Genomic DNA, 11414 nt, shown 5'->3' with positions numbered 1-11414 from the left:
CGACCTTGGCGGGCCAAGGAACACACCTCGGGCCAGACGAGACGATGGAAGCGGCCGCACATGAGATCATGGTGCCGCTACAGGCGCGAACCGGGTGCGCTCCGGGCACCAATTGGGTGCAAATGAGGGTATTTTGGCAGGAATTCAGGGCGTCGGACCACAATTATCATGGTAGAGCGATGGAAGGTGTGATCCAGGTCGCGTTTGGCCAGGCAGCCGAGAGCGGACCCGGATCGGTCAAGCGCCGCGTCCGGGCCCGGATCGTTCAGAGCTCGCGCACCTCGCCATTGATCTCGAAGGCGACCTGACCGTCCTGGATGAAGACCCGCACCGAGCCGCCGCCCACCAGATCGCCGAACAGCAGCTCATTGGCCAGCGGCTTCTTGATGTGCTGCTGGATGATGCGCGCCATGGGCCGCGCGCCCATCTTGGGGTCATAGCCGGTGTCGGCCAGCCAGCGGCGCGCATCCTGGTCGATGGTCAGCGCGACCTTCTTCTCTTCGAGTTGCTGCTCCAGCTCGAAGATGAACTTGTCGACCACGTTGAGAATGGTGTCCTCGCCGAGCGGGCCGAACTGGACGATGCTATCGAGCCGGTTGCGGAACTCGGGCGTGAAGTAGCGCTTGAGTGCCTCCATGCCGTCGGTGGCGTGGTTCTGCTCGGTGAAGCCGATCGAACGGCGCGAGGTTTCCTCGGCGCCCGCATTGGTGGTCATCACCAGCACCACGTTGCGGAAATCGGCCTTGCGTCCGTTGTTGTCGGTCAGGGTGCCGTGGTCCATCACCTGCAACAGCAGGTTGAAGACATCGGGATGCGCCTTCTCGATCTCGTCGAGCAGCAGCACGGCATGCGGATGCTTGTTGATCTGCTCGGTCAGCAGCCCGCCCTGATCGAAACCGACATAGCCGGGCGGGGCGCCGATCAGCCGCGAGACGGTGTGCCGCTCCATGTACTCGGACATATCGAAGCGCAGCAGCTCCATGCCCAGGATGCGCGCGAGCTGGCGCGTGACCTCGGTCTTGCCCACACCCGTCGGCCCGGTGAACAGGAACGAACCGATCGGCTTTTCCTCGTGACCCAGCCCGGAGCGGTTCATGCGAATCGCCGAGGTCAGGGCATCGATGGCCGCGTCTTGGCCATAGACCACCATCTTGAGATCGCGGTCGAGATTCTTGAGCGACTCGGCGTCCGAGGCCGACACCCGCTTGGGTGGGATGCGCGCGATCTTGGCCACGATCGCCTCGACGTCGGCGACATCGATGCGCTTCTTGCGCTTGGACGGGGCCATGAGCTGCACATGGGCGCCGGCCTCGTCGATGACGTCGATCGCCTTGTCGGGTAGATGGCGGTCGTTGATGTGACGCGCCGAGAGCTCGGCCGCCGCGCGCAGCGCCGGTTGGGTGTAGCTGACCTGATGATGGGCCTCGAAGCGCGATTTCAGGCCCTTGAGGATCTCGACGGTCTCCTCGACCGAGGGTTCTTCGACGTCGATCTTCTGGAAGCGACGCGCCAGCGCCCGGTCCTTCTCGAAGATGCCGCGATATTCCTGATAGGTGGTCGAGCCGATGCAGCGCAGGTCGCCCGAGGCCAGCACCGGCTTGATGAGGTTGGAGGCATCCATCACCCCGCCCGAGGCCGAACCGGCGCCGATGATGGTGTGGATCTCGTCGATGAAGAGGATGGCGTGCGGCTGGCGCTTGAGCTGGGCGAGCACCGCCTTGAGCCGCTTCTCGAAGTCGCCGCGATACTTGGTCCCGGCCACCAGACCGCCGAGATCCAGTGAATAGATCACGGCATTGGCCAGCACTTCCGGCACCTCGCCATCGACGATCTTCTTGGCCAGCCCCTCGGCGATCGCCGTCTTGCCCACGCCAGCCTCGCCGACGAACAGCGGATTGTTCTTGCGCCGCCGGCACAGGATCTGGATGGTGCGCTCGACCTCGGGCGCGCGCCCGATCAGCGGATCGATCCGCCCCTGACGCGCCAGCTCGTTGAGATTGGTGGTGAAGCTCTCCAGCGGGCTGGCGCCTTCCTTCTCCTCGCCGCGTGCCTCATCGGCCTCGCCGCCGCCATGACCGTCTTCGTCACGATTCTCACCCGGCACCTTGGAGATGCCGTGCGAGATGTAATTGACCACGTCGAGCCGGGTCACGTCCTGCTGATTGAGCAGATAGACGGCCTGGGAGTCCTGTTCGCTGAACAACGCCACCAGCACATTGGCGCCAGTCACTTCCTTCTTGCCCGCCGACTGGACATGGAAGACGGCCCGCTGGAGCACGCGCTGGAACCCGAGCGTCGGCTGGGTGTCGCGCTCCTCGTTGGGCGGGATCAGCGGCGTGGTCTCCTCGATGAAGGTCGCGATCTCGCGGCGCAACCGCTCGGCATCCGCGCCGCAGGCTCGCAACACCTTGGCGGCGGTCGGGTTGTCGAGCAGCGACAGCAGCATGTGCTCCACGGTCATGTATTCGTGGTGCTTGGCCCGAGCCTCCTTGAAGGCCCGGTTCAGCGTGAATTCGAGTTCTTTGCTCAGCATCGGCCTGTACCAAGGGTTGATTCAACGATAAAGCGGTCTTTCAGTCGTGGACGCGGTTCAGGCCTCTTCCATGGTGCACATCAGCGGATGCTGATTGCCACGCGCATAGTCGTTGACTTGCGCCACCTTGGTTTCGGCGATGTCCTTGGTGAAGACTCCGCAGACTCCGACGCCCCGTGTGTGCACATGCAGCATGACCTGGGTCGCCTTTTCCCGATTCATACCAAAAAAGATCTCCAGAACCAACACCACGAACTCCATCGGGGTGTAGTCGTCGTTCAAGAGCAGAACCTTATATAGGGGCGGTCGGCGCAATTTGGGACGGGCTTCCTGCACGCTCAGGCCGGATTCGCGCTCCTCGCCGGATCTAGGGTTAGTCATGGGTTTCTTGAGGTGTTCGTCGAAGATGAGTCAAGCAATGCACGTTTGACCATGGAAATCAAGTCACTATACTACCGAATCAGGGTGCCGTTCGTCGGATTCAAGCGCCGGCGGGCCAGTCAGCCCAGGGTGCAAGAGGACCACCCGAGCGGGTGCGTCGCTACTGGCGTGTCCCGTAATAAACAAAAAGCCGCTCCGAGGCGGCCAGCGATCCCGACATTACCCTGAAGTGTGGAGTCTATCGAGGAGTAAGCGATGATTACCGGTATCGTCAAATGGTTCAACAACGCGAAGGGTTATGGATTCGTGCAGCCCGAGGGGCGTGAGGAGGATGTCTTCGTCCATTTCTCGTCGATCGACATGGACGGCTACAAGACCCTGCGCGAGGGCCAGAAGGTCGAGTTCGAGCTGAGTGAGGGGCCGAAAGGACTGCACGCAGCCAATGTGCATCGCGTCGTGTGAGGCCCCTGTAGGAGGTGGTGACGCAGGCATCGCCTCCTACGGGTCCGGGGTCACGAAGCTGGTGCTTCGTGACCAAAAATCAAGCGAACCTTCGTAATCCTTACATCTTGCCGACGACGGCCTCGCCGAACTCCGAGCAGCTCAGCTTGGTCGCGCCATCCATCAGACGATGCAGGTCATAGGTCACGGTCTTGGCCGCGATCGCCCCTTCCACGCCCTTGATGATGAGATCGGCCGCCTCGGTCCAGCCCAGGTGGCGCAGCATCATCTCGGCCGAGAGGATGAGCGAAGCCGGGTTGACCTGGTCCTTGCCCGCATACTTGGGCGCCGTGCCGTGGGTGGCCTCGAACATGGCGACCGAATCCGACAGATTCGCGCCCGGCGCCATGCCGATCCCGCCGACCTGAGCCGCCAGCGCGTCCGAGATGTAGTCGCCGTTGAGGTTGAGCGTGGCGATCACGTCGTATTCCTTCGGACGCAGCAGGATCTGCTGCAGGAAGGCATCGGCGATCACGTCCTTGACCACGATCTCGCGCCCGGTCCTGGGGTTCTTGAACGCACACCAGGGACCGCCGTCGATCTCCACCGCGCCGAACTCGCGCTGGGCCAGCTCATAGCCCCACTGCTTGAAGGCGCCCTCGGTGAACTTCATGATGTTGCCCTTGTGGACCAGGGTCACGGAGGCGCGATCATTGTCGATGGCGTACTGGATGGCCTTGCGCACCAGACGCTCGGTGCCCTCGCGCGAGACCGGCTTGATGCCGATGCCCGAAGTCTCCGGGAAGCGAATCTTGGTGACGCCCATCTCGTTGCGCAGGAAATCGATCACCTTGCGCGCGCCATCCGTGCCTTCCTGCCACTCGATGCCGGCGTAGATGTCTTCCGAGTTCTCGCGGAAGATCACCATGTCGGTGTGTTCGGGTTCCTTGAGCGGGCTGGGCGTGCCGCTGAAGTAACGCACCGGACGCAGGCAGACATAGAGGTCGAGTTCCTGACGCAGGGTGACGTTGAGCGAGCGGATGCCGCCGCCGACCGGCGTGGTCAATGGCCCCTTGATCGAGACCACGAACTCTTTGACGGCCTTGAGCGTCTCCTCCGGCAGCCAGACGTCCTCGCCATAGGTGCGGGTCGACTTCTCGCCGGCATAGATCTCCATCCACTGGATCTGGCGCTGGCCGCCATAAGATTTGGCGACCGCCGCGTCGACCACGGCACGCATCACGGGCGTGATGTCGATGCCGATGCCATCACCCTCGATGAAGGGGATGATCGGCTTGTCCGGCACGTTCAGTGAAAAATCCGCATTGACGCTGATCTTCTCGCCGGTGGTTGGAACCTGGATCTTCTCGTAAGACATCGAGTCTTCTCTCTCTGGCCATTGAATCGGCCTATGCTATCACTACGCTTCGCACTTGCGCATCGCCCCGGCCCGTTCCTCGGCGATGTCCAGCCGCCGACCGGCGATCCAGACCAGGGCGATCACCGGCACCCCGATGAGCGTGGTGAAGACGAAGAAGCCCGGATAGCCGATGCCGTCGACGAGGCTGCCCGAGTAGCCGCCGAGCACCTTGGGCAGGAGCGTCATCAGCGAGCTGAAGATGGCGTACTGCACGGCGGTGAAGGAGACATTGGTCAGGCTCGACAGAAAGGCGACGAAGGCCGCGCTCGCCAGCCCGGCCGCCAGATTGTCCGCACCGACGGCCACATAGAGCAGGGTCACATCCGCTCCGGCATGCGCCAGCACCACGAAGATCAGGTTGGTCGCCGCCGACAGGATCGCGCCCAGCATCAGGATGCGCACCACACCATAGTGGGTCGCCATCAGCCCGCCGAGCACCCCGCCGGCGATACTGACAAAGACGCCGAAGGTCTTGACCGCCGTGGCGATCTGCGGCTTGCTGAAGCCGATGTCCTGATAGAAGACATTGGAGATGACGCCGAGCACGATGTCTGAGATCCGGTACAGTCCGATGAGCGCCAGCAGCAGCAAGGCCGTCTTGAGTCCGTAGCGGGCGAAGAAGTCGAGCGCCGGCTCGATCCAGACTGCGTGCGCCATGGGCCGGTCGATCGCGCCCAACTGCACCAGCGCCCAGCCGACGAACGCCGCCACGCCCACGGCCAGCCCGAAATGCAGGGTCTCCAGCAGAAAGGCCCCGAGCGCACCGCCGCCGAGCCAGTGCTTGAGATCGCCGAACAGCGTCCCGCTCAGGAAGAAGCCGCCGACGAAGGCGCCGGCCATGAGCGCGAACACCAGCACCAGACGCAGATAGTCGAGTGCCGAGTAGTGGGTGAGCGCCTTGGGCCGATAGGTCTCGGGTTCGCGGATGACGAGCGTGGTGAGCACCCCGACCAGCATGACGGCGGCCATGATCAGATAGGTCGAACTCCAGGCCGAGTAGCTGTAGGCGCCCAGCTCTGAGCCGAAGGCCGAGGCCAGGAACAGCGCGCCCGCGCCTGAAGCCACCATGGCGATGCGATAGCCGGCGATATAGGTCGAGGACATCAGCGCCTGGAGTCGGGGCGGGGCCGACTCGATGCGATAGGCGTCGATCACGATGTCCTGGGTCGCCGAGGAGAACCCGAGCAGCACGGCCGCGAGCGCCATGTGCGCGAGGTTGTCGCCGCCGCCGGCCGGATCGATCAGGGCCATGAGCACGATGGCGGTGATGATCGCCAGTTGCGAGACCAGCAGCCAGGCGCGCCGCCGCCCCAGCCAGCGCGTCAGCCAGGGCAGCGGCAGGGTGTCGATCAGCGGCGCCCAGACGAACTTGAACGAATAGCCGAGGGCGGCCCAGCTGAAGAAGGTCACAGCCTGACGCTCGATCCCGGCCTCGCGCAGCCAGAGTGAGAGCGAGGAGAAGATCAGCAGTAGCGGCACTCCGGCCGAGAACCCGAGCAGGAGCATAGCGAGCACGCGCCGGTCGAGCAGTTCACCGAGCGTCTGGCGCCAGTTGTGCGGCGCCTCCGTGTGGGACTGAGTCATGCGAGAGAAACCATCCTGATCTGCGACGCCTGATGGCGGACGCCCCGCAGTCTAGGTTGCCGTCGGGGACGGGGCAAGCATGGCCGCGCGGCGCTGTAGTCCCGCCGGGTCTGGAGTCAGAGCCTGCTCGCGGTGTATGCGGGGTGAGCGCCGTTTTTGGAATGCCGAACGATTCAGCGGTATCCCTTGCGCAGCGGCGTCGGCACAACCTTGACGGTTCGCACACCATTGTCGGCGGTCTGGATGATCTCCAGCGGATGCTCGCCGAGCTTGAGACTGGTGCCGGGCTCGGGGATGGTCTCCATGTACTCCAGGATCAGTCCGTTGAGCGTCTTGGGGCCGTCGGTCGGCAGCTCCCAGCGTAGCGCCCGATTGAGGTCGCGCAGGCCGATCGAGCCATCGACGAGCAGACTGCCGTCCTCGGTGCGATGGATCTCGGGCAGGCTGTCGGCGGGGTCGGTGGTGAACTCGCCGACGATCTCCTCCAGCAGGTCGGTCATGGTGATCAGTCCCATGAAATCGCCATATTCGTCGACGACCAGACCGACCTGCTGTTTGGTGCGCTGGAAGTTGAGCATCTGCTGATAGAGCGGGGTGCTCTCGGGGACGAAATAGGGTTCGCGGGCGATCTCGCGCAGGTGCTGGCTGTCCAGCCCGCGTTCCAGCATCGCATGCAGGGCGTTGCGCGCATGGAGGATGCCGACGACATTGTCGATGCTGCCGTCGTAGAGTGGCAGTCGGGTATAGCTGGTGTTGCGGATGGTGTTGAGGATGTCTTCCTCGCTGTCCTGGAGGTCGATGCCCTCGACCTCGTTGCGGGGAATCATGATGTCCTCGACGGTCGCGTGCTCCAGATCCAGGATCGCAATCAGCATGGAACGACTGCGTTCCGGGATCATGGCCCCGGCCTCGCTGACCACGGTGCGCAGTTCCTCGCGGCTCAGATCGGTCGGCGGTGCGCCCTCGGGCACGATCCCGATCAGGCGCAGGATGCCGTTGGTGAAGAGATTGACGAACCAGACGATGGGATAGAGCAGCTTGAGCAGGGGCCGGTAGACATAGGCGGCAGGAAAGGCCAGGCGCTCGGGATCGAGGGTCGCATAGGTCTTGGGCGCGACCTCGGCGAAGATGAGGATGACGAGTGTCAGCAGACCGGCGGCGAGGCCGATGGCCGCCTCGCCGCCGATCCGCAGCGCGATCACGGTTGCCAGTGACGAGGCCATGATGTTGACGAAGTTGTTGCCGAGCAGGATGAGTCCGATCAGGCGGTCGGGGCGATCGAGTAGCCGGCGGGCGATGCGTGCTCCGTTGTGGCCGCGTTCGGCGAGGTGCTTGAGCCGGTAGCGGTTCAGGGTCAGGAGTGCGGTCTCGGAGCCGGAGAAGAACGCCGAGAGGCAGATGAGGACGCCGAGGGTGATGAAGAGTCCGGGCAATGAGAGTTCGTTCACGATGTAGCGATCAGTGGCCAAGATAGCGGCCATTCTAAACCGCTGGCGCGCGACCTGCCCTTTCCGCGTTGTCGCGAGTCGGGCATACTCCGGGCCTTTTCGTATGGAGGCTCGCCATGTTCAAGAATGCACGTTTCTTCCGTCTGGATCAGCCGTTCGAGTTTACGGCCGCTGAGTTGGAGGAGGCGCTGGGCGGGCGGCGTTTCCGTCCCTGTGGTCCGATCGAGACGGCGACCCTGGGTTGGACGTCGCCGTTGGGTGAAGAGACCACGGCCCTGGTGCAGGCGGTGAGCGGCTGTTATCTGATCTGCGCGCGCCGGCAGGAGCGGCTGTTGCCGTCGGCCGCTGTGGCCGAGGCGCTCGACGAGCGGGTGAGCGAGCTGGAGGCAGGCGAGGCGCGTGATGTCGGGCGGGCCGAGCGGCGTCGGCTGCGCGAGCAGATCATCAATGAGATGCTGCCGCGGGCCTTTACCCGTTCGCGCCGGACTCAGCTCTATCTCGATACCGAGAGCGGTTGGCTGGTGGTGGATTCGTCGAGCGAGAAGCAGGCGGAGGAGGTGGTGTCGCTGCTGCGTGAGACGCTGGGGTCGCTGCCGGTCAGATTGCCGGATCCGGTACGGCCGGCGGCCAATGTGTTGACAAGCTGGTTGCTGGATGAGAGTGCGCCGAACGATTTCGTGCCTGGGGATGCCTGTGAGTTGCGCGATGTCGGTGAGCAGGCGGGGGTGGTGCGCTGTAGTCGGCAGGATCTGGCGAGCGAGGAGATCCTCAATCATCTGCGCGCAGGCAAGCAGGTGACCAAGCTGGCGCTGGAGTGGGATGAGCGGCTGAGTTTTACGCTGGCCGATGATCTGTCGCTCAAGCGGTTGCGGGTGGGGGAGGCGCTGCTGGAGGAGCTGGACGGCGATGACATGGATCCGGCGCAGCGGCTGGATGCGGAGTTTGCGATCCTGGCGTTGCAGGTGCGTCAGTTGATCGCGCGGCTCGATGAGGTGTTTGGGTTGGCTCCAAACAGTCCGGCTGTGCCTAAGACCTTGGCGAGTGAACTGGACGCGCCGTTCTGAGGTCGGTCAGGTACTTGGCGTGGTGACGGCTTCCGGGTCGGGTGACGGCGGTCGGGGGACGCCGTGAATCCGTCCCTGGAGGCTTGACGACCGCACCCATGCGGTCGACACCCCCGCCCGCCGTCACCCGACCCTCCCTCATGGGGTCGAGCGTCAGTGGGCGCGGGCTTCTTGGGTGTAGAAGTCCTGATACCACGCGACGAAGCGTGCGACGCCGACGGCTACGGGGGTGTCGGGTTTGTAGCCGGTGTCCCGGACGAGATCCGTGACGTCGGCGAAGGTGTCGGGGACGTCGCCGGGTTGCAGGGGCAGTAGCTCCATCTCGGCCTTGCGGCCCAGGCACTGCTCCAGGACGGCGATGTATTCCATCAGCTCGACCGGCTGGTTGTTGCCGATGTTGTAGACGCGATAGGGCGCGCGGCTGCTGGCCGGGTCGGGCTTGGCGCCGCTCCAGTCGGGGTTGCCCGCGGGGACGCGGTCGAGTACGCGGATCACGCCCTCGACGATGTCGTCGACATAGGTGAAGTCGCGCCGGTGTTGGCCGTAGTTGAAGACCTGGATCGGTTCGCCGGCGAGGATGGCGCGGGTGAACTTGAACAGCGCCATGTCGGGCCGACCCCAGGGTCCGTAGACGGTGAAGAAGCGCAGTCCGGTGGTCGGGAGCCGGTAGAGATGGCTGTAGGTGTGGGCCATCAGCTCGTTGGCCTTTTTGCTCGCGGCATAGAGGCTGAGCGGATGATCGACGTTGTCGTGGACCGAGAAGGGCATCTCGGTGTTGGCGCCATAGACCGAGCTGCTGGAGGCATAGACCAGATGCTCGACGCCGTGATGACGGCAGCATTCCAGGATATTGGCGAAGCCCACCAGATTGGTGCTGACATAGGCCATGGGGTTTTCGAGCGAGTAGCGCACGCCGGCCTGGGCCGCCAGATTCACCACGCGCTCGGGGCGATGGGTGCGGAAGACCTCGGTCAGTCCGGCGCCGTCCTCGATGTCGAGCCGCACGTCGGTGTAGTTCGGATGGTCGAGGGTGCGTGCCAGCCGGGCTTCCTTGAGCCGGACGTCATAGTAGTCGTTGAGATTGTCGACCCCGATCACCGTGTCGCCGCGTTCGAGCAGGCGCAGTGACAGGGCCGAACCGATGAAACCGGCGCTGCCGGTGATCAGGATCTTCATCGAAACTCCAGGGGGTTGAGATTACAGCCGTCCGTCGACTGCGTCGCGCGGGAAGAGCTGTTTGACGTCGTAGAGGATGGCGCCCGGCTTGCCGAAGGCGCGGATACGTTCGGCACCCCAGTCGGCGAACTCGCGATGGGCAACGGCCAGGATGATGGCATCGTAGGTGCCGTGCTCGGGGTGCTGCACCAGTTTCAGGTCGTATTCGTGCTCGGCCTCGGCCGGATTGGCCCAGGGGTCGTGGACGTCACAGCTCAGACCATAGTCCTGCAACTCGGCCAGGATGTCGACCACGCGCGTGTTGCGCAGATCCGGGCAATTCTCCTTGAAGGTCAGGCCCAGAACCAGAACGCGGCTGCCCTGGTGCAGGCTGCCGCGCCGCACCATCAGCTTGATGACCTCGCCGGCGACATAAGCGCCCATGCCGTCGTTGACACGCCGTCCGGCCAGGATGACTTTGGGGTGATAGCCGATCTCCTGCGCTTTGTGGGTCAGGTAGTAGGGGTCGACGCCGATGCAGTGTCCGCCGACCAGTCCGGGACGGAAGGGCAGGAAGTTCCACTTGGTCCCGGCCGCTTCCAGCACCTCCAGCGTGTCCAGTCCCAGTCGGTTGAAGATCAGCGCCAGCTCGTTGATGAGGGCGATGTTGAGATCGCGCTGGGTGTTCTCGATCACCTTGGCCGCCTCGGCGACGCGAATGCTGCTGGCCAGATGGGTGCCGGCGGTGATGATGGAGCCGTAGAGCGCATCGACGAAGCGCGCGACCTCGGGCGTGGAGCCGGATGTCACCTTCTTGATGGTGGTCAGTCGATGGGCCTTGTCACCCGGATTGATGCGCTCGGGGCTGTAGCCGGCGTAGAAATCGCGGTTGTAGGTCAGACCCGAGAGGCGCTCGATGATGGGGATGCAGACCTCTTCGGTCGCGCCCGGGTAGACGGTCGATTCAAAGACGACGATCGTGCCCGGCTTGATGATGGAGCCGATGGCGCGGCTGGCCGACTCGAGCGGACCGAAGTCCGGCTGCTTGTGGGCATTGATCGGCGTGGGGACGGTGACGATCAGCACATGACAGTCGGCGAGCGCCTCGATCGCGTCGGCGTATTCGAGTCGGCTGGCCGTCCGCAGCTCGTCTGGTTCGACCTCCAGTGATGAATCACGCCCGGCGCGCAGCTCGGCGATCCGCGCCGCATTGATGTCGAAACCGATGGTCTGGTAGCGCTTGCCGAACTCGACGGCGAGCGGTAGACCCACATAGCCAAGCCCCAGAATTCCGATCCGGGTGCTGACGAGATCCGAATGAAAGGCAGCGTCCACGTTGGGTTCTCCTGGAGCTGTGAGCTCGACGACGTTGAGTGGGCGGTTGAATT

The 11414-nt window shown here is 64.0% G+C and carries 10 protein-coding genes; 2 read left to right on the top strand and 8 right to left on the bottom strand.

Annotation, left to right across the window (positions count from 1 at the left end; translation table 11 throughout):
* Positions 1 to 166: 166 nt before the first annotated feature.
* Genes pufQ through clpS form a run of 3 tightly spaced genes read right to left on the bottom strand, consistent with a single transcriptional unit; the run spans position 167 to position 2914 of the window.
* Positions 167 to 262 carry a cytochrome PufQ gene (gene pufQ / locus ALVIN_RS18315; protein ID WP_148217605.1) on the bottom strand — a complete coding sequence of 32 codons (96 nt, stop codon included), beginning with the start codon at positions 260 to 262 and terminating at the stop codon, positions 167 to 169.
* A gap of 3 nt (positions 263 to 265) precedes the next feature.
* The gene (gene clpA, locus ALVIN_RS11070; RefSeq protein ID WP_012971412.1) at positions 266 to 2533 is read right to left on the bottom strand and encodes an ATP-dependent Clp protease ATP-binding subunit ClpA; all 2268 of its coding nucleotides are present in this window, start codon (positions 2531 to 2533) and stop codon (positions 266 to 268) included.
* A gap of 57 nt (positions 2534 to 2590) precedes the next feature.
* The gene (gene clpS / locus ALVIN_RS11065; protein ID WP_012971411.1) at positions 2591 to 2914 is read right to left on the bottom strand and encodes an ATP-dependent Clp protease adapter ClpS; all 324 of its coding nucleotides are present in this window, start codon (positions 2912 to 2914) and stop codon (positions 2591 to 2593) included.
* Between the two features lie 255 nt (positions 2915 to 3169).
* Here clpS and ALVIN_RS11060 point away from each other — a divergent pair, with 255 nt between their 5' ends.
* Positions 3170 to 3376 (top strand): cold-shock protein, encoded by a 207-nt coding sequence (locus ALVIN_RS11060; RefSeq protein ID WP_012971410.1) that lies wholly within the window; start codon positions 3170 to 3172, stop codon positions 3374 to 3376.
* Positions 3377 to 3476: 100 nt separating this feature from the next.
* Here ALVIN_RS11060 and icd read toward each other — a convergent pair whose 3' ends face one another.
* From icd to ALVIN_RS11045, 3 genes are all read right to left on the bottom strand, one after another.
* Positions 3477 to 4733, bottom strand: coding sequence for an NADP-dependent isocitrate dehydrogenase (gene icd / locus ALVIN_RS11055; RefSeq protein WP_012971409.1), 1257 nt, complete (start codon positions 4731 to 4733; stop codon positions 3477 to 3479).
* Between the two features lie 42 nt (positions 4734 to 4775).
* The gene (locus tag ALVIN_RS11050; RefSeq protein ID WP_012971408.1) at positions 4776 to 6359 is read right to left on the bottom strand and encodes an AmpG family muropeptide MFS transporter; all 1584 of its coding nucleotides are present in this window, start codon (positions 6357 to 6359) and stop codon (positions 4776 to 4778) included.
* A gap of 173 nt (positions 6360 to 6532) precedes the next feature.
* Positions 6533 to 7807 carry an HlyC/CorC family transporter gene (locus ALVIN_RS11045; RefSeq protein WP_012971407.1) on the bottom strand — a complete coding sequence of 425 codons (1275 nt, stop codon included), beginning with the start codon at positions 7805 to 7807 and terminating at the stop codon, positions 6533 to 6535.
* Between the two features lie 116 nt (positions 7808 to 7923).
* Here ALVIN_RS11045 and ALVIN_RS11040 point away from each other — a divergent pair, with 116 nt between their 5' ends.
* Positions 7924 to 8871 carry a recombination-associated protein RdgC gene (locus ALVIN_RS11040; protein WP_012971406.1) on the top strand — a complete coding sequence of 316 codons (948 nt, stop codon included), beginning with the start codon at positions 7924 to 7926 and terminating at the stop codon, positions 8869 to 8871.
* A gap of 153 nt (positions 8872 to 9024) precedes the next feature.
* On the opposite strand, the gene ALVIN_RS11035 is transcribed toward ALVIN_RS11040, so the two are convergent.
* Entirely contained in the window at positions 9025 to 10047 is a 1023-nt protein-coding gene (locus ALVIN_RS11035; protein WP_012971405.1) for an NAD-dependent epimerase, read from the bottom strand.
* 21 nt (positions 10048 to 10068) lie between these two features.
* On the bottom strand, positions 10069 to 11361 hold the full coding sequence (gene tviB / locus ALVIN_RS11030) for a Vi polysaccharide biosynthesis UDP-N-acetylglucosamine C-6 dehydrogenase TviB (RefSeq protein ID WP_012971404.1): 1293 nt from the start codon (positions 11359 to 11361) through the stop codon (positions 10069 to 10071).
* Between the last annotated feature and the right edge of the window lie 53 nt (positions 11362 to 11414).

This window comes from Allochromatium vinosum DSM 180, assembly GCF_000025485.1.
In the GTDB taxonomy this organism is placed as follows: domain Bacteria; phylum Pseudomonadota; class Gammaproteobacteria; order Chromatiales; family Chromatiaceae; genus Thermochromatium; species Thermochromatium vinosum.
The sequence above is the reverse complement of the archived record's forward strand: the minus strand, read 5'-3'. Positions and strand labels throughout refer to the sequence as shown.